The organism is Rhodococcus sp. USK10, assembly GCF_019378875.1.
Classification (GTDB): Bacteria; Actinomycetota; Actinomycetes; order Mycobacteriales; family Mycobacteriaceae; genus Rhodococcus_F; species Rhodococcus_F pseudokoreensis.
In genome coordinates, this window is record NZ_CP076048.1 from 7,739,183 (window position 1) to 7,756,635 (window position 17,453).

At 67.4% G+C, this 17,453-nt stretch carries 20 protein-coding genes, 1 tRNA gene and 1 other RNA gene; 17 read left to right on the forward strand and 5 right to left on the reverse strand.

What is annotated here, in order from left to right; translation table 11 throughout:
- Positions 1-23 precede the first annotated feature (23 nt).
- From I1A62_RS42290 to I1A62_RS42305, 4 genes are all read right to left on the reverse strand, one after another.
- A complete protein-coding gene (locus I1A62_RS42290; protein ID WP_219458034.1) occupies positions 24-1,229 on the reverse strand; it encodes an acyl-CoA dehydrogenase family protein in 1,206 nt (401 codons plus the stop codon).
- Between the two features lie 29 nt (positions 1,230-1,258).
- Complete coding sequence (locus I1A62_RS42295; RefSeq protein ID WP_219458036.1) at positions 1,259-2,671, reverse strand: acyl-CoA dehydrogenase family protein; 1,413 nt, start codon at positions 2,669-2,671, stop codon at positions 1,259-1,261.
- Between the two features lie 229 nt (positions 2,672-2,900).
- Positions 2,901-3,683, reverse strand: a complete 783-nt coding sequence (gene hisN / locus I1A62_RS42300) for a histidinol-phosphatase (RefSeq protein ID WP_124390327.1) — start codon at positions 3,681-3,683, stop codon at positions 2,901-2,903.
- Positions 3,684-3,719: 36 nt separating this feature from the next.
- Positions 3,720-4,214, reverse strand: a complete 495-nt coding sequence (locus I1A62_RS42305; RefSeq protein WP_219458038.1) for a carbonic anhydrase — start codon at positions 4,212-4,214, stop codon at positions 3,720-3,722.
- A gap of 166 nt (positions 4,215-4,380) precedes the next feature.
- Between I1A62_RS42305 and prfB the strand changes: the two genes are divergently transcribed.
- The 16 genes from prfB to I1A62_RS42385 all read left to right on the forward strand — a co-directional run bounded on the left by prfB (position 4,381) and on the right by I1A62_RS42385 (position 16,059).
- On the forward strand, positions 4,381-5,487 hold the full coding sequence (gene prfB / locus I1A62_RS42310) for a peptide chain release factor 2 (RefSeq protein ID WP_124390325.1): 1,107 nt from the start codon (positions 4,381-4,383) through the stop codon (positions 5,485-5,487).
- Between the two features lie 5 nt (positions 5,488-5,492).
- Entirely contained in the window at positions 5,493-6,389 is an 897-nt protein-coding gene (locus I1A62_RS42315; RefSeq protein WP_072937794.1) for a mechanosensitive ion channel family protein, read from the forward strand.
- Positions 6,386-6,847: a hypothetical protein gene (locus I1A62_RS42320; RefSeq protein ID WP_124390324.1), complete on the forward strand. Its 462-nt coding sequence runs from the start codon at positions 6,386-6,388 to the stop codon at positions 6,845-6,847. Before I1A62_RS42315 ends, I1A62_RS42320 begins: the two co-directional genes overlap by 4 nt.
- 55 nt (positions 6,848-6,902) lie before the next feature.
- The gene (gene ftsE / locus I1A62_RS42325) at positions 6,903-7,592 is read left to right on the forward strand and encodes a cell division ATP-binding protein FtsE (protein ID WP_005240222.1); all 690 of its coding nucleotides are present in this window, start codon (positions 6,903-6,905) and stop codon (positions 7,590-7,592) included.
- Positions 7,593-7,659: 67 nt separating this feature from the next.
- Positions 7,660-8,565, forward strand: a complete 906-nt coding sequence (gene ftsX, locus I1A62_RS42330; RefSeq protein ID WP_087556638.1) for a permease-like cell division protein FtsX — start codon at positions 7,660-7,662, stop codon at positions 8,563-8,565.
- Positions 8,566-8,641: 76 nt separating this feature from the next.
- Entirely contained in the window at positions 8,642-9,115 is a 474-nt protein-coding gene (gene smpB, locus I1A62_RS42335; RefSeq protein ID WP_015890164.1) for an SsrA-binding protein SmpB, read from the forward strand.
- Between the two features lie 8 nt (positions 9,116-9,123).
- The gene (locus I1A62_RS42340) at positions 9,124-9,978 is read left to right on the forward strand and encodes a DMT family transporter (RefSeq protein WP_124390323.1); all 855 of its coding nucleotides are present in this window, start codon (positions 9,124-9,126) and stop codon (positions 9,976-9,978) included.
- A gap of 95 nt (positions 9,979-10,073) precedes the next feature.
- Positions 10,074-10,445: a transfer-messenger RNA gene (gene ssrA, locus I1A62_RS42345) on the forward strand.
- An 88-nt stretch (positions 10,446-10,533) separates the two neighbouring features.
- Positions 10,534-10,908, forward strand: coding sequence for a CrcB family protein (locus I1A62_RS42350; RefSeq protein WP_219458040.1), 375 nt, complete (start codon positions 10,534-10,536; stop codon positions 10,906-10,908).
- Positions 10,905-11,249 (forward strand): fluoride efflux transporter CrcB, encoded by a 345-nt coding sequence (gene crcB, locus I1A62_RS42355; protein ID WP_124390321.1) that lies wholly within the window; start codon positions 10,905-10,907, stop codon positions 11,247-11,249. The genes I1A62_RS42350 and crcB overlap by 4 nt, the downstream gene beginning before the upstream one ends.
- Before the next feature lie 73 nt (positions 11,250-11,322).
- Positions 11,323-12,954, forward strand: a complete 1,632-nt coding sequence (gene pgm, locus I1A62_RS42360; RefSeq protein WP_219458041.1) for a phosphoglucomutase (alpha-D-glucose-1,6-bisphosphate-dependent) — start codon at positions 11,323-11,325, stop codon at positions 12,952-12,954.
- 58 nt (positions 12,955-13,012) lie between these two features.
- Positions 13,013-14,239 (forward strand): MFS transporter, encoded by a 1,227-nt coding sequence (locus I1A62_RS42365; RefSeq protein WP_219458043.1) that lies wholly within the window; start codon positions 13,013-13,015, stop codon positions 14,237-14,239.
- 26 nt (positions 14,240-14,265) lie between these two features.
- Positions 14,266-14,754, forward strand: a complete 489-nt coding sequence (locus tag I1A62_RS42370) for a MauE/DoxX family redox-associated membrane protein (RefSeq protein WP_219458046.1) — start codon at positions 14,266-14,268, stop codon at positions 14,752-14,754.
- A gap of 41 nt (positions 14,755-14,795) precedes the next feature.
- The gene (locus I1A62_RS42375) at positions 14,796-15,527 is read left to right on the forward strand and encodes a DsbA family protein (RefSeq protein WP_219458048.1); all 732 of its coding nucleotides are present in this window, start codon (positions 14,796-14,798) and stop codon (positions 15,525-15,527) included.
- Between the two features lie 162 nt (positions 15,528-15,689).
- Positions 15,690-15,762: transfer RNA gene (locus I1A62_RS42380), tRNA-Ala, on the forward strand.
- An 87-nt stretch (positions 15,763-15,849) separates the two neighbouring features.
- Positions 15,850-16,059, forward strand: coding sequence for a hypothetical protein (locus I1A62_RS42385; RefSeq protein WP_011598322.1), 210 nt, complete (start codon positions 15,850-15,852; stop codon positions 16,057-16,059).
- A gap of 264 nt (positions 16,060-16,323) precedes the next feature.
- Here the strand turns inward: I1A62_RS42385 and I1A62_RS42390 are convergent, their stop codons facing one another.
- Positions 16,324-16,725: a PAS domain S-box protein gene (locus tag I1A62_RS42390; protein WP_225857933.1), complete on the reverse strand. Its 402-nt coding sequence runs from the start codon at positions 16,723-16,725 to the stop codon at positions 16,324-16,326.
- A gap of 127 nt (positions 16,726-16,852) precedes the next feature.
- On the opposite strand from I1A62_RS42390, the gene I1A62_RS42395 reads away from it, so the two are divergent.
- Complete coding sequence (locus I1A62_RS42395; RefSeq protein WP_124390316.1) at positions 16,853-17,338, forward strand: DapH/DapD/GlmU-related protein; 486 nt, start codon at positions 16,853-16,855, stop codon at positions 17,336-17,338.
- Positions 17,339-17,453 lie beyond the last annotated feature (115 nt).

Consider the following 17,453-nt stretch of genomic DNA (forward strand, 5'->3'; position numbering starts at 1 on the left):
ACGACATGAGCCGTGCGCGGGTGCTACTTCAGCTCGGCCGACGACTTCCCGAGCAGACGGCGGGCCACGATCAGCTGCTGGATCTGCTGCGTCCCCTCGAAGATGTCGAGGATCTTCGAGTCGCGTGCCCACTTCTCGAGCAGCGGGCGCTCCGAGTATCCCAAGGTGCCCGCGAGTTCGACGGCCTTGAGGGAGATGGCGGTTCCGGTGCGGCCTGCCTTCGCCTTCGACATCGACGCCTCGAGCGAGTTCGGCTTCTTGTTGTCCGCCATCCACGTTGCCCGCAGAGCGAGCAGGTAGGCGGCTTCCCAGTCGGCCTCGAGCTGCAGGAACTCGGCGGCGGCCGCGTGCTGGTTGTACGCGGGGGTGTCGTAGGAGATCTCCACGCCGGCGTCGGAGAGGATGCGGCGCAGTTCCTCGAGCGCGGCACGGCCCAGGCCGACCGCCATACCGGCGACGATCGGGCGAGTGTTGTCGAACGTCTGCATGACGCCGGCAAAGCCCTTCTCGACGTTGACCTCCGGGGTGCCGAGCAGGTTGTCCTTCGGGATCCGGCAGTCCTGCAGCAGCAGCACTGCGGTGTCGGACGCCTTGACACCCAGCTTGTGCTCGAGCCGGGCGACGCTCAGGCCCGGCGCGTCGCGCGGGACGACGAACGACTTGATCGCGGCGCGGCCCTTGGTCTTGTCGACGGTGGCCCACACGACGATGTGGGTGGAACGCTCTCCGGCGGTGACGAAGATCTTCTCACCGTTGAGGACGTATTCGTCGCCGTCGAGGACCGCGGTGGTGGTGACGGCGGCGGAGTCGGAGCCGAATCCGGGTTCGGTGATCGCCATCGACGCCCACACCTTGCCGAAACGCTCGAGCTGCTCGTCGGTGGCGACTGCCGCGATGGCCGAGTTGCCGAGACCCTGGTACGGGATCGCCAGAGTGAGACCCACGTCGCCCCAGCAGGTTTCGATGACGTTCATCAGCGAGGACATGTTGCCGCCGTTGACGTTCCCGATGACCTTCGGTTCGTCGCCGCGTCCGAGAGCGGCGCCCGCCGCCCCCTTGCCGGAGTCGTTGAGACCCTCCACCATGGCGGCCATGGTGTCGAGTTCCCTGGGGTAGGCGTGCTCCGCGAGATCGTACTTGCGGGAGATCGGCCGGAAGATTTCTGCCGCAACCTGGTGCGCCTGGTTCGCGGAGGCTTTGAGCTTCTTGGGAAGTTCGAGGTTGATCATGACTGTTTCCTTAGTTCGAATCCGGCCGCTCAGATCAGGACGATGCCCTCGGCGACGCCGATGGCGCGCAGATCGCGGTACCAGCGCTCCACGGGATGTTCCTTGGTGTAACCGTGGCCACCGAGCAGCTGGACGCCGTCGAGACCGATCTGCATGCCCTTCTCGGACGCCAGCTTTCGGGCGAGGGCCGATTCGCGGGCGAAGGAGAGTCCCTGCTCGGCGCGGGAGGCGCCGCGCAACGTGACCAGGCGCAGGCCGTCGAGTTCGATGCCGATGTTCGCGACCATGAAGGCGACCGCCTGACGGTTGCTGATCGGCTCACCGAACGCGACCCGCTCGTTGACGTACGGGATCACGTAGTCGAGAACGGCCTGACCGGTGCCGACCGCGAGCGACGCCCAACCGAGGCGGGCCAGCCGGATGGCGTCGGCGTATTCGGCCTTCCGCGCGTCGGCGTCGGCGGCGCCGAGCAGACCCGACTCGGGCACGGCGACGTCGGTGAGGTTGAGCCGGCCGAGGCCCGCGGCGCGCAGGCCCATGCTCGGGTCCGCCTCGACGACGAGTCCCTTGGTGTCGGCCTCGACGACGAAGAAGGAGGGTTTGCCGTCGAGTTCGGCCGCCACGATGAACAGCTCCGACGAGGCGGCGGCGGGAACGAGGCTCTTGACGCCGTTGAGCTTGTAGCCGCTGGGGGAGCGGACCGCCTTGGTCTGCAACGCGAACGGGTCGAACAGTGCGCGGGGCTCGTTGACGACCACGGCGGCGTTCGGGACCTGCTCGCCCGTGAACGAGGGCAGGTAGGTCTTCTGCTGGGAGTCGGTGCCCCACTGGGTGAGGGCGACCGCGACGCCACTCGGCGCGAGAATCGGCAGCGCGAGCCCCATGTCGCCGTGGGCGAGAGCCTCGGCGACGAGGGAGTTGGTGACGGCCCCGCGCTCGCTGGCGGCCCCGTCGAGTTCCTCGGGAACGTTGATCAGGGTGATGCCGAGTTCGGCGGCGCGTTTCACGAGATCGGCCGGTGCGGAGGCGGCAGCGTCGGCGTCGTGGCCTGCGGGCCGCAGGATCTCGGCGGCGAACTCGCGCACGGTCTCGACGATCATCTGCTGCTCGTCGCTCGGGGTCAGGTCGAAGTAGCCGGCCTTGGCGGTCGGGTTGTCGGGCAGGCGTTTCGGTGCGCCGCCGCCGGACACCTTCTGGAATCCGCGGGTCGCGGCACCGAGGGTCTTGAAACCGGTCTTCGTGCCTTCGTAGGTCACCCGGTCGATCGTCTGGCGCAGGTTGTACTTCTCGGCCAGATCGGATCCGGTGATCTTGGTCAGCACGCGCATCGCGGCACCCATGGCGTCGCGCTTGACGGGATTCAGTCCGACGGCGGACGTGTCACGGGGGTTCCGCTTCGCTCTGCCGTTGGGGGCAACAGTGTCTTGCTTGCTCATGATCACCAGCTGTTTCTCGGTGTTCGGGCGTGGACACGAACTATCTTACTCAGCAGTAAGGTGGGTGTCTACTATCGAGTAAGTTCCGGTGCCCGCGAGCTCCCATCGCGCCGGGTTCGAGCCCGATTTCGGGAAGGCGGCAGACATGCGAAAACCGCCCTCCTCGGGGGGCGAGGAGGGCGGGGCCGGCCTCCTTCTCGGGGCCTGGAAAGGACGGTGTGTCTGTATTACTGCATCAGCGCAGTCGGGACAGCGCCTCGTCGTGCAGCAAGGTGTTGGTCGCCAGCGCGCTACCGCCGTGCGGGCCGTCGGCGCCGGCGAGGTTGGTGAACCGGCCACCGGCCTCGCGCACCAGGACGTCGAGAGGTGCGAGATCCCACAACGACACCTCGGGCTCGGCGGCGATGTCGACGGCGCCCTCGGCGAGCAGGCAGTAGGAGAAGAAGTCGCCGAATCCGCGGACCCGCCACACATCATCGGTGAGGGCGAGGAACTGCTCGCGGATACCGAGTTCCTTCCACCCGGACAGGCTCGAGAACGTGAGGCTGGCCGAACCCAGCCGGTCTACGGCCGAGACGGCGAGGCGAGTGGGCTCGGAGCCGTCGAACGTCGACCAGGCGCCGCGACCCGACGCCGCCCACCAGCGGCGCGCGAGTGCCGGGGCGCTCACGACGCCGACGGTGGGAACGCCGTCCTCGAGCAGCGCGATCAGCGTGGCCCAGATGGGGACGCCCCGCACGAAGTTCTTGGTGCCGTCGATCGGGTCGACCACCCACTGCCGTCCCGAGAACTGGGCGTCGCCGCCGAACTCCTCACCGAGGACGGCGTCGGCGGGCCGCTCGGATTCCAGCGTCGCCCGGACCGCCCTTTCCACCGCCAGGTCCGCGTCCGTGACCGGGGTGAGGTCGGGTTTGTCGTCCACCGACAGGTCGAGTGCCCCGAAGCGGGCCCTCGTGATCGCGTCCGCCTCGTCGGCGATTCGGAGGGCGAGCTGCAGGTCGGCGTCGAGGTCGGTCACGGTCGCACAGATTACTCGTACCGCACCGGTCCGAGCTCAATCGATCTTCACTTCGGCGAGCTTGCCGGTGGCGACGTCGAAGACGAACCCACGCAGGGATGTGGTCGCCGCGACGAAGGGACTGGCCTGGATGCGGCGCAGCGACTGCCGGACGTCCTCGTCGAGATCCGGGAACGCCTCGGCCGACCAGGCGGGTTTGATCCCGACCTCGTCCTGGATGGACTTCTTGAAGTCGTCGTCGGTGAACGTGAGCATCCCGCAGTCCGTGTGGTGGATGAGGATGATCTCGGTGGTGCCGAGCAGTCGCTGGCTGATGGCGAGCGACCGGATCTCGTCGTCCGTCACCACCCCGCCCGCGTTGCGGATGACGTGCGCCTCGCCCTCCTGGAGACCGAGGATCCGGTAGACGTCCAGACGTGCGTCCATGCAGGCGAGGACCGCGACGTGCTTGCTCGGGGGCAGGGGGAGCGGCCCGGTGAATCCGGCGGCGTACTCCTCGTTGTTCTTCAGGTACTGGTCGGTCACGGTCATTCTCGACTCCGTCCGGGATGGCGGTACGAACAAGTGCGTACCCGTGCATGCAACAAGGCGCTTCCGGGGTCCGCAAGGCTTTCGCGCCACGTGATCGGAAGGGGTGACTTCGGCCGCAGCGAAGGGGTGACAGGGCACCCGTCCGCACCCGGTAACCTTGGGAACCGTGCATCCCGACGTATCCGCAGACCTGAGCGAGCTCGACACCACCCTCCGCACCGTCGAATCGGTGCTGGACGTGGAGGAGTTGCGCCGCCGCATCGACGAGCTCGAACACCAGGCTGCCGATCCGGAGCTGTGGAACGACCAGGAGCACGCCCAGCAGGTCACCAGCCAGCTGTCGCACTCCCAGGCCGAACTGCGCCGCGTCGAGGAACTGCGCTCGCGGCTCGACGACATGCCGGTGCTGTACGAACTTGCCGAGGACGAGGGCGCGGAGGCCGTCGCCGACGCCGACGCCGAGCGGCACAGCCTGCGCGAGGACATCGCGGCGATGGAAGTCAAGACGATGCTCTCCGGCGAATACGACGAGCGTGACGCGCTGGTCAACATCCGCTCCGGCGCCGGTGGCGTCGACGCCGCCGACTGGGCCGAGATGCTGATGCGCATGTACATCCGGTGGGCCGAGAAGCACGGTTACGGCGTCGAGGTCTACGACACGTCCTACGCGGAAGAGGCCGGCATCAAGAGCGCGACGTTCGCGGTCAAGGCGCCGTACAGCTACGGAACCCTCTCCGTCGAGATGGGCACGCACCGGCTGGTCCGGATCAGCCCGTTCGACAACCAGGGCCGCCGCCAGACGTCGTTCGCCGAGGTCGAGGTCCTGCCCGTGGTCGAGACCACCGACCACATCGACGTCAACGAGAACGACGTCCGCGTCGACGTGTACCGCTCCTCGGGCCCCGGCGGGCAGTCGGTCAACACCACCGACTCCGCGGTCCGGTTGACGCACATCCCGACCGGCATCGTCGTGACGTGTCAGAACGAGAAGTCGCAGCTGCAGAACAAGGTGTCGGCGATGCGCGTCCTCCAGGCCAAGCTGCTCGAGGTCAAGCGCAAGGAGGAGCGCGCCGAAATGGACGCGCTCAAGGGCGACGGCGGCAGTTCCTGGGGCAACCAGATGCGGTCGTACGTGCTGCACCCGTACCAGATGGTCAAGGATCTGCGCACCGAGTACGAGGTCAACAACCCGTCGGCGGTGCTCGACGGTGACATCGACGGCTTCCTCGAATCCGGCATCCGGTGGCGTATGCGCGAGAATCAGGCGTCCTGATCTCCATGGAACCGGCGGCGGCAGTGTTCGCTCCCACCCAGAACCTCCTCGACTGGCTCTCGTCGACGGGGCTCGCGGTGTCCCTCACCGTCCTCGGAGCGATCCTGATGGCGCGGTTCGTCAGTTGGGGCGGCGGCAAGGTCACCGACCGGATCGACAGCAACTACATGCAGGGCGACGCCCTCGTGCGGTCCGAGGCGACCAAGCACCGCCACTCGGTGGCGCAGGTGATCACCTGGGTGATCATCACCATCATCTACGTGATCGCGACGATGAAGGTCCTCGACCAGCTGAGCCTGCCGATCGGCAGCCTGGTGGCCCCGGCCACCGTGCTCGGTGCGGCGCTCGGTTTCGGCGCGCAGCGCGTCGTGCAGGACATCCTCGCCGGCTTCTTCATCATCACCGAACGCCAGTACGGATTCGGTGACACGGTGCAGCTCGCGGTGACGGGGTCGTCGGAGGACGCCGAGGGCGTGATCGAGGACGTCACCCTCCGGGTCACCCGGATGCGGAACTCGGACGGCGAGGTCATCACCGTGCCCAACGGCCAGATCGTGAAGGCGATCAACCTGTCCAAGGACTGGGCGCGTGCCGTGATCGACGTTCCCGTTCCGGCCACGTCGGACATCAACCGCGTCAACGAGGTGCTCCACCAGGTCGGTGTCGAGGCCTTCGCGGATCGCGGACTGAAGAAACTACTGCTCGACGAGCCGACGGTGATGGGAGTGGAGAGTCTGACGGTCGACGAGGTCAGCGTCCGCGTCGTGGCGCGGACCCTGCCGGGTAAGCAGTTCCAGGTCGGTCGCGCACTGCGAGTGCGCATCGCCACCGCGATGAGACGGCAGGGGATCACCGTCGAACCGGACCTCCAGACGGTCCGGGCAGCGGAGGGCGAGGGATGACCGACGAACCCCGGCGCGGACTGGACCGGATTCTGCACTCCTCGTTCCTTCCCGCCAAGATCCTCGGCGGCCGGGTGCGGACGTCGACACTGGTGCTGTGCATCCTGTGGGTGGTGCTGTACACGCTGTACACGTACCTCAACCCCGCCGAAGAGGTGGTCCAGGGGCCGGTCGCTCCGGCAGTCGTCCCCACCCGGGAGGCGCCGATCCAGGAGACCACGCCGCCGACGTCGGAGTACGAGACGACGATCGAGTCGACGACGGAGACGGCCACGACCACCGAGACGACACCCGAGCCGACACCGGAGCAGACGGCGCCCACCGGGACCAGCCAGGTGACGTCGACGCCGACGCTGCCGTTCGGGATTCCCAATCCGTTCCCGCCACCGCCGACGACCACGCCGCCGACCACGTCTTCCGTCCCGACGACGTCGGCGACACCGCAGCCCGGGCGCTGACGCCCGCGCGTCGCTCCATTTGGTCACTGTTCGATAACGTCTAGACTGGCTCCTCGTGATCAGCGTCGAGAATGTGTCGAAGTCGTACAAGACCTCCACGAGGCCCGCCCTGGACAAGGTGAGCGTCGAGGTGGACAAGGGCGAGTTCGTCTTCCTGATCGGCCCGTCGGGCTCGGGAAAGTCGACGTTCATGCGCCTGCTCCTCAAGGAGGAGTCGCCGACGTCGGGTGACATTCACATCGCGGATTTCCACGTCAACAAGCTGTCCGCCCGGCGTGTGCCGAAGCTGCGGCAGAGCATGGGCGTCGTCTTCCAGGACTTCCGGCTCCTGCAGAAGAAGACCGTGTCCGAGAACGTCGCGTTCGCGCTCGAGGTGATCGGGAAGCCGCGTGCGATGATCTCCCGGACCGTCCCCGAGGTGCTCGAGATGGTCGGGCTGTCCGGGAAGGCAGACCGGCTCCCCACCGAGCTGTCCGGCGGTGAGCAGCAGCGCGTGGCGATCGCGCGGGCGTTCGTGAACCGGCCCCTGGTACTGCTGTGCGACGAGCCCACCGGCAACCTCGACCCGGAGACCAGCCAGGACATCATGCTGCTGCTCGAACGGATCAACCGCACCGGAACGACGGTGGTGATGGCGACCCACGACCACCACATCGTCGACTCGATGCGCCGCCGCGTGGTGGAACTGGACCTCGGCAGAGTGGTGCGCGACGAGGCTCGGGGTGTGTACGGCGTGGGGCGTTAGCCGCCCTCCCTGCACCCCGAGCCTCAGTACTGTCCCCAAGCCTCCTACGAAGGACTCTGATTCCCCGATGCGTGCCAGTTTCATTTTCAGTGAGGTCCTGACCGGACTCCGCCGCAACGTCACCATGACCATCGCGATGATCCTCACCACCGCGATCTCCCTCGGCCTGTTCGGGAGCGGGTTGCTGGTGGTGCAGATGGCCGGCAAGACCCAGCAGATCTTCCTGGACCGCGTCGAGGTACAGATCTTCCTCACCGACGACATCTCCACGTCCGACCCGGGCTGCGAGGGGGAGATCTGCAAGTCGCTGCGCACGGAACTGGAGGACACGCCGTCGGTGGTGTCGGTGGAGTACCTCAACCGGGACGACGCGGTGAAGGACGCGACGGAGCGGGTGTTCAAGGATCAGCCCGAACTCGCCGCACTCGTCAGCCCCGACAGCTTCCCCGCCTCGTTCAAGGTCAAGCTCAGCGACCCCGAGCGGTTCGGCGTGATCAACGAGAACTTCGGCACCCGGCCGGGCGTCGAGAGCGTCCTCAACCAACGCGAACTCGTCGAGCGGCTCTTCAGCGTCCTCAACGGGGTGCGCAACGCCGCGTTCGCGATCGCGATCGTGCAGGCCGTGGCGGCAATTCTCCTGATCGCGAACATGGTTCAGATCGCGGCCTTCACCCGTCGCACCGAGGTCGGCATCATGCGGTTGGTCGGTGCCACCCGCTGGTACACGCAGTTGCCGTTCCTGCTCGAGGCGGTGGTCGCCGCGCTGGTGGGTGCAATCCTCGCCATCGTCGGCCTGTTCACCGCGAAGAACATGTTCATCGACGACGTGCTCGCGGACGTGTACGAGGCCAACATCGTGGCGCGGATCTCCAACAGCGACGTGCTGTTCGTGGCGCCGGTGCTGGTGCTCGTGGGCGTCGGTATGGCGGCCGTCACCGCGTACGTGACCCTGCGCTTGTACGTCCGCGAATAATTCGGTTTGCGCCTTCTCCTATGCTGGAGGATACGAACTGTTCACCTCGGACATCGCGGACTGAAAGGCCCGGAACGTGAAGGAAAAGGGCCGCAAGGTCATTGCGACCAACCGCAAGGCGCGTCACAACTACACCATTCTCGACGTCTACGAGGCGGGGATCGCCCTCGTCGGTACCGAGGTGAAGAGTCTGCGCGAGGGCAAGGCGTCGCTGGTCGACGCGTTCGCCACCGTCGACGACGGGGAAGTGTGGCTGCGCTCCCTGCACATCCCCGAGTACACGCAGGGCACGTGGACCAACCACTCGCCGCGCCGCACCCGGAAGCTGCTGCTGCACAAGCGGGAGATTGAGCACCTCGTCGGCAAGACCCGCGAGGGCAACCAGACCCTGGTTCCCCTGTCGATGTACTTCTCCGACGGCAAGGTAAAGGTGGAGCTCGCGCTCGCCAAGGGCAAGCAGGACTACGACAAGCGCCAGGACCTGGCCAGGCGGACCGCCGAGCGTGAGGTGACCCGCGAACTCGGACGCCGAGTCAAGGGCATGCGCTGACGTCCATCCTGCTCGCGCTGGTGGCCGCGATCGGTTACGGCGTGAGCGATTTCGTCGGGGGAGTCGCGTCCCGCAGGGTGGCGGCGCTGCGCGTCGTCATCGTGTCGTACCCGCTGTCCCTGCTGATCGTGCTCGTGATCGCCCCATTCGCCGGAGGCACCCTCACGTCGTCCTCCCTCGTGTGGGGCGCGGTGGCGGGAGTGGCAGGCGGCGTGGCGGTCTGGTGGTTCTATCTCGCGTTGGCGTCGGGACCGATGTCGGTGGTGTCTCCGCTGACGGCGGTGCTGGTCGCCGGTATTCCGGTGTTGATCGGGCTCGCGTTCGGCGAGCGGCCCGGGCCCGTCGCGTACATCGGGATCGCGGTCGCCCTCGTCGCCGTCGTCCTCGTCAGCCGGGAATCGCCCGACGAGACCGCGGGCGAGGTGGCAGGCGGCAGGGTGCTGCGCTTCACCCGCACCGTGGCGCTGCTCACCGTCGGATCCGGCATCGCTTTCGCGCTGTCCTTCGTCTCGCTGCACCAGATCGGCGACGAGGGCGGAATGTGGGCGCTTGCCGTGTCCCGTGCCGCGGCGACCGCGGTGGTGTGGCTCGTCGCCCTGGCCGCCGGCCACTTCGTCCCGCCGCACGGCGAACCCCTCAAACTCGCCGTGTATGTGAGTTTCCTCGACGTTCTGGCCAACGCGGCGATGATGTACGCGTTCCAGGGTGGGCTGCTGTCGCTCGTCAGCGTCATCGGGTCGCTGTACCCCGCGGCCACCGTGCTGCTGGCGATGGTGATGCTCGGTGAACGGGTGAGCAGAATGCAGCAGGCGGGGATGCTCCTCGCCCTCGCCGCCGTCGGAATGATCGCCGTGGCCAGCTGAAATACGCCCGTCGACACTCCCGGAGAAAACCGGGATGAATCCGGGCGGGGTTCGCGTTACACTAGGTGGCCCCGCGAGACTCGTGGGGCACGTACGGGGCTGAACGGTTTCGACTGCGTACGTTGAGGTAGGGGAAGCGTGTCGGTGCAGGCAAGAGACCACCGTAAGCGTCGCTGCAAACATATAAGCGCCGATTCCAATCAGCGCGACTACGCACTCGCTGCCTAAGTAGCGACTGCGTGTCTGTCAGTCCGGGTTCGCCCTCGGTCCGGGTACTGGCATCAGCTAGAGGGCTTTACCGTTCGACTCGGTCGCGGAGTCGAATGGGACAACCAACAGCGACTGGGATCGTCATCCTGGCTTGTTTGCGAGACTGGGAGATCCAAGTAGAGACATAGCAAACTGCACACGGAGAAGCCCTAGCTTTGCTGCGGAGGACCCGGGTTCAATTCCCGGCAGCTCCACGAAGTCCGGGCCGGACACCACCAGGTGTTCCGGCCCGGATTTTTTTGTGCCCACCGGAGTTCGACCATCCCGGCGGGCCGCCGTGTCACGATGTGTGCCGTGTCCCTGACGAAACCGGTGGCCGTGGTCGCGCTGGGCGGTGCGCTCGGCGCGAGTGCGAGATTTCTCCTGTCCGAGCTGTGGCCGGGAATCTGGACCATCCTCGTGATCAACGTGATCGGGACGCTGCTGCTCGGCTACCTCGCCGAGACGGTGGGACCGGACCGGTTGTGGCGGCTGTTCCTGGGAGTCGGCGTCCTCGGCGGTTTCACCACGTTCTCGACCTTCGCCGTCGACGCCGTGCGGGAGGACGCGGTGACCGCGACCCTCTACGTGGTGGCCACCCTGGTCCCCGCCCTGCTCGCGGCGCGGCTGGGGATGCTCGTCGGTCACCGCCACCGGCTGGCGCGGAAGGCGGCCGCATGACCGTCCTCCTCGTGGCGCTCGGCGGCGCGCTCGGTGCGACGACGCGGTACCTCGCCGGCCGGTACGTCGGCTCGTACCGCAGTTTCCCGGTGGCCACCTTCGTCGTGAACGTCGCCGGGTGCCTGATCCTCGGACTGCTGTCGGGGGCGTCGATGCCCGCGCAGACGTTCGCGTTGCTGGGCACCGGCTTCTGCGGCGGATTGACCACGTACTCGACGTTCGCGGTGGAATCGGTGGGACTGCTGCGGATCCGGCTGGCGCTCACGTCCGTCGTCTACTCGGTCGCGAGTGTGGCGGCCGGTCTGGCCGCCGCCTGGCTGGGGTTCCGATTGACGTCTTGAGGGCAGACTCCGGCGCGAGGGTGCAGGATGGGTTGGAGCCGAGTTCGATCCCGAAACGTATCCAGGAGGTCTCGTGGCGCACGACAGGGCGGGTCAGGTGGCACTGCCGGAGGATCTCGTAGACATCGCGCACCTGGTGACCGCGTACTACAGCGGCGTGCCCGACCCCGAGAACCCATTGCAGCAGGTGCTGTTCGGGACGTCCGGCCACCGCGGGTCGAGCCTGGACACCGCGTTCAACGAGGCGCACATCCTCGCCACCACCCAGGCCATCGTCGAGTACCGGGCGTCCCAGGGCATCGACGGACCACTGTTTCTCGGGCGCGACACTCACGCCCTGTCCGAGCCGGCGTGGACGTCGGCGCTCGAGGTGCTGGCCGCGAACGACGTGACAGTGCTGATCGATTCGCGGGACCGCTACACGCCGACCCCCGCGGTGAGCCACGCGATTCTCCGCTACAACCGCAGCGGCCCGGAGTCGAAGGCCGACGGGATCGTCGTGACCCCGTCGCACAACCCACCCCGCGACGGCGGTTTCAAATACAACCCGCCGCACGGTGGTCCTGCCGGCTCCGAGGCGACGACGATCATCGCCGACCGGGCGAACGAGCTACTCCGGCGGGACCTCTCGGGGGTGCGGCGAGTCCCGGCAGCCCGGGCGATCGCGCGGGCCGAGCGGTACGACTTCCTCCGCTTCTACATCGACGACCTGCCGAGCGTTCTCGATCTCGACGCCATCCGGAGTACCGGAGTGCGGATCGGCGCCGACCCGCTGGGCGGAGCGAGCGTCGACTATTGGGGTGCGATCGCCGACATCCACCGGCTCGACCTCGAGGTCGTCAACCCGCTCGTCGACGCCACGTGGCGGTTCATGACCCTCGACACCGACGGCAAGATCCGCATGGACTGCTCGTCGCCGAACGCCATGGCCTCGCTGATCGGAGCCCGGGACCGGTTCGACATCTCCACCGGCAACGACGCCGACGCGGACCGGCACGGAATCGTCACTCCCGATGGGGGACTGATGAATCCCAACCACTACCTCGCGGTCGCCATCGACTACCTGTTCTCGCACCGAAAAGGGTGGGGCTCGAGTATGAAGGTGGGCAAGACGCTGGTCAGTTCGTCGATGATCGACCGGGTCGTCGGAAGCCTCGGCCGTGGACTGCTCGAGGTCCCGGTGGGTTTCAAGTGGTTCGTCCCCGGCCTGCTCGAGGGTTCGCTCGGTTTCGGCGGCGAGGAGAGCGCGGGAGCGTCGTTCCTGCGCCACGACGGCGAGGTGTGGACCACCGACAAGGACGGGATCATCCTGGCCCTGCTCGCCTCGGAGATGACGGCGGTGACGGGAAAGACACCGTCGGTCCGGTACCGGGAACTGACGGAGCAGTTCGGCAGCCCCGCCTACGCCCGCATCGACGCCCCCGCCACCCGGGAGCAGAAGGCAGTGCTGGCGAAACTGTCCCCCGAACAGGTGTCGGCCACCGAACTGGCGGGGGAGCCGATCACCGCGACGCTGACGAGCGCCCCGGGCAACGGGGCGGCTCTCGGCGGGCTGAAGGTCACCACCGAATCGGCGTGGTTCGCGGCGCGGCCCTCGGGCACCGAGGACGTCTACAAGATCTACGCCGAATCGTTCCAGGGCCCGGATCATCTCGCGCAGGTGCAGGCGGCGGCCAAGGAACTGGTGGCCGACGTCCTGAAGTAGGTGTTCGGCGGGGTAGGTGCTGCCGCGGAAGCGGGGGCACCTACCATCGGATTCAACTATGAACACTCGCGCAGCCGGGCTGCCCGCCGGGCGCAGCCCGCGGCTCCCTTCGGAAATCTGGGTGCTGGTCTCGGCCAGCTTCGTCATCGCACTCGGATTCGGGATCGTCGCACCCGCCCTCCCGCAGTTCGCTCGCAGCTTCGACGTGAGCGTGACGGCGGCCACCGTCGTGATCTCGTCGTTCGCGTTCATGCGCCTGATCTTCGCCCCGGTCAGCGGCCGGCTCGTGCAGAAACTGGGGGAGCGGCCCGTCTACATCACCGGGCTTCTGATCGTCGCGGCCTCGACCGCCGCCTGCGCGGTCGCGGGCGACTACTGGCAGTTGCTGCTCTTCCGCGCACTCGGGGGGATCGGCTCGACGATGTTCACGGTGTCGTCGATGGGCCTGGTGATCCGCATCGCACCGGTGGACAGCCGCGGTCGCGTGTCCGGGCTCTACGCGACGAGCTTCCTGATGGGATCGATCTCCGGGCCCCTCGTCGGCGGGTTGCTCGTCGGATTCGGGCTCCGGGTTCCGTTCGTCATCTACGCGATCGCCCTCGTCGTCGCTGCGGCTGTCGTCTTCGTGAGCCTGCGGGGTTCGCACCTGACGGCGCCCGACGCCACCGCCTCCAGTGCCGCCATGACGCTGCGGGAGGCACTCGGGCAGCCCGTCTACCGGGCCGCGCTCGGCTCCAATTTCGCGTTCGGTGGTGTGATCTTCGGGGTGCGGGTGGCGATGGTGCCGCTGTTCGTCGTCGAGGCGCTGCACCGCGACGCCGCCCTCGCCGGTATCGCCCTCACCGTGTTCGCCGTCGGCAATGCCCTCGTCCTCATCGTGTCCGGGCGACTGTCGGACGTCTACGGCCGGAAGGTGTTCGTCCTGCTCGGACTGCTGGTGTGCGGCGCCAGCACCGTCGGAATGGGGCTCAGCGAGAACCTGCTGGTGTTCCTCGTGCTGTCCGGCATCGCAGGCATCGGTTCCGGAGTGATGAGCCCCGCACAGCAGGCCGCGGTCGCCGACGTCGTGGGCGCCAAGTCCCGCGGCGGCCCCGTGCTGGCCGCGTTCCAGATGGTCGCGGACGTCGGCGGGGTCCTCGGCCCGGTCGGCGCGGGCCTGCTCGCCCAGCATCTGTCGTACGCGGTCGCATTCGGTGTCACCGGAGGGGTCATGCTCCTCGCCGCGATCGGCTGGCTGCTGGTACCGAACAAGGCGGCGCCCAAGGTGTCGGTCGAGGCGGTCTGACCGGCGTCTTCGGTACGCTCGTCCGGGTGTGGATCAAGGTCGTCTCCCTGCTCGCCCGGCTGTCTCTCGCCGCCGTCTGGCTGGTCTCCGGCGCACTGAAAGTCGCCGATCCCGCCCAGACGATCATCGCGGTCCGGGCGTACCAGCTACTGCCCGAAGACCTCGTCCGGCCGGTCGCCAACACGCTGCCGTTCTTCGAGATCGCCCTGGGTCTGCTCCTGCTGATCGGGCTCGCCGTCCGCGCCACGGCCTCGGCGTCCGCGGTGCTCCTGCTCGTCCTCATCGGCGTGATCGTCTCGGTGTGGACTCGCGGGCTGTCCATCGACTGCGGATGCTTCGGCGGCGGCGGTGCGGCCGACGTGAACGGGTGGGACTACGCCGAGGAAATCCTCCGGGATGTGGGCTTCCTCGCACTGGCCGTGTGGCTGATCGTGTTCCCCCGTTCCCCGTTGGCGCTGGGGCTCCGCTCCCGCACCACTTTCTCAGTGACCCCTCAGCAGACGGTGGCAGAGTAAGCATTCGGTAAATCGATCCGACGTCGAAGGACTGCATCCACGTGAGCTCGAAGAACAAGTACAACCCGCAGCCGGAATCCAGCCGGTCCACCTACATTCTCGGTGGGCTCGCCGTACTGGTCATCGCCGTACTCGTCATCGGGGGTGTGATCTGGCAGAGCAACCGCAGCAAGCCGCGAAACGACGGTTATGGCGGGGTCCAGAACTCCGAGGTCCAGGTGGCGTTGCAGAACGACGGCGTGGTGCTCCTCGGCAAGCCGGACGCGGCGACCACGATCGACCTGTTCGAAGATCCCATGTGCCCGTACTGCGCCGAACTCGAGAACAAGAACGGCCAGGAACTCGCCCAGTCCATCGACGACGGCAAGGTGGCCGTCCGCTACCACGTCCTGAACTTCCTCAACCGGCTCTCGGCCAGCGGCGACTATTCCACCCGCGCCGTCGCGGCGTCCGAGTGCGTCGCCGAAACCGGTGACGCCGTGGCGTATTCGGCGTTCCATGCGGCGCTGTTCTCGCCGGCGAACCAGCCGAAGGAGAACGGCAACTCCGATCACACCAACGAGGAACTCGCGCAGATCGCCCGCGACGCCGGAGCATCCGACACAGCCGCCGAGTGCATCACCACCGGGGCGAAGGTCGAGCAGGCGAGTGCGCACGCCGAGGCGGGCCGTCAGGCCCTCGCCGCGAGCGGTGCCACCGGCACGCCCGCCGTGGTGAAGGACGGCACCGTGATCGACGCGCTGTCCAACGAGAACTGGGTGTCGCAACTGTAGGCGGCTCCGCCGCCCGTGCGTGGTTGTCGAGTGTCTGGACTCGTTAACCACGCACGGGCGCGAAGCGCCTCTGACCAGGCGATTTGTTGGCCCGGTCGGCAATGGTGTAACTTTCTTCGAGCACGGAGGAAGTCATTCCGAGTGCGGAGAACAACCGAATACGGGGCTATGGCGCAGCTGGTAGCGCACCACACTGGCAGTGTGGGGGTCAGGGGTTCGAGTCCCCTTAGCTCCACTTTCGAGAGAAGCCTCTCATCCGCAGACGATGCGGGTGAGAGGCTTTCCTCATTCATCCCTCTTGTCCCGGTGGGACACTGGCGTCATGACATTCACTGTGACGCATCGCTCATTCGACCAATTGGCAGAGTTCGCCGTCACCGACTTCGGCGACGACGACAGCTACAGCATCCACGAGTCCGGGGCGCTCGTCATCGTCCGCGCCGCGCGGGAGCTGATCTACGCCCCCGGGAGCTGGTTCCTGGTGGAGCGGGAGGACGGCCAGGAGGACGGTTCGCCCGGCAACTACATGTGACGGTTCCGGCCGTCGGTTCGATTCGCACATGTGTTCGATGGCCGGGTAGATTCGACGTGTGGCCGCCAGAACCGAGACCGCGCCGGGGTGCTGCCCGAACGGGCACCCGCTGGCCGCCAATACGTGCCTGGTGGGGTGGGAGGTGTGCGGGTGTGCGACGTCCAACAATGGCGGGCACCGCACCCATTTCTGCCGGCGATGCGGCGCCACTGTCCGGACTCCGCCGTGCAGCGGCGCTTCCGGCGACGGTCGGTGAGCGGACGGTTATCGGATCGGCTGCCGCGCGGCCGTGGGGTTGCCCCAGATCGTGTCGGACACGTCCTGGAGCACGAGGGCGACCAGTCTCTCGGTGCCTGCGGTGAACGTGGACGCCGCGACGAGCACCCAGATCCAGTGGCCCTCGCGGTGCCGGATCCGCAGATGTGCTGTCGCGCTGGGGCTTTCCTGACTCAGGACCCGGGCGAGCATGGTGCCCCACAGCGCGGCGTCGTCGGGGTGGAACAGTTGCTCGTGGTCGAGGTCCGCGAATTCTTCGGCGTCGTAGCCGATCAGGGCCGCGCACGCGGGGTTGCTGAACACGACGTTTCGTTCGCGGTCGTGAACGCTGATCGCGTGAGGAATGGACTCCATCAACGCAGCGAATCCGTCGCTATCCAGTTGTTTCACTGTTCCCCCCTCGGGCGTCTTCGATGGCGCCCACATAGTACGCCGCACCCCGCAGGTTCGTGCGGTGATTCAGTTAACGAAGAGCAACCTCGACCCCGACCGCGCTCCGCGGGGATAGGGTGACGGGATGCGGTTCGTCACCATCGTCCAGGCCTCCGCGTTCGTCCCCGTGTGGCTGCGGGTCCTGCTGCTGATGGCCGCGGGAGCGAAAGTGTGGGGAGCCGGCATCTACTCGGGCTGCTATTTCGGCAGCAAGGACGTCACGATGGGGCTGGGGACGTTCGTCAACCGCGGAGTCCTGTTCGACGGCACCGCGCCCATCACACTCGGCAGGCAGGTCGCCGTCGGGCACCGCGTCCAGTTCGTCACGAGCACCCACGAGATCGGTCCGAGTTCCGGCCGGGGCGGGCGGGTTCTCGACCGCCCGATCGTGATCGGCGACGGGTGCTGGATCGGCGCGGGCGCGATCATCCTTCCCGGAGTGACGGTGGGCGAAGGGTGCGTAATCGGGGCCGGCGCCGTGGTCACCCGCGACTGCGAGCCGAACGGGCTCTACGCGGGGTCGCCTGCGCGTCGGGTCCGTGACCTCGACCCCGCGCCGTCCGTCCGCTGAGCGAAGCACGTCCGGCCGAGAAAGGGAGGATGCGATGACGGCAGTCGGTACCGTCCCCACGTCGGTGGTGCGTGCCGGGCGTTAGGATGGGCGCCCGGTAGCTCGTCGAGGTCCC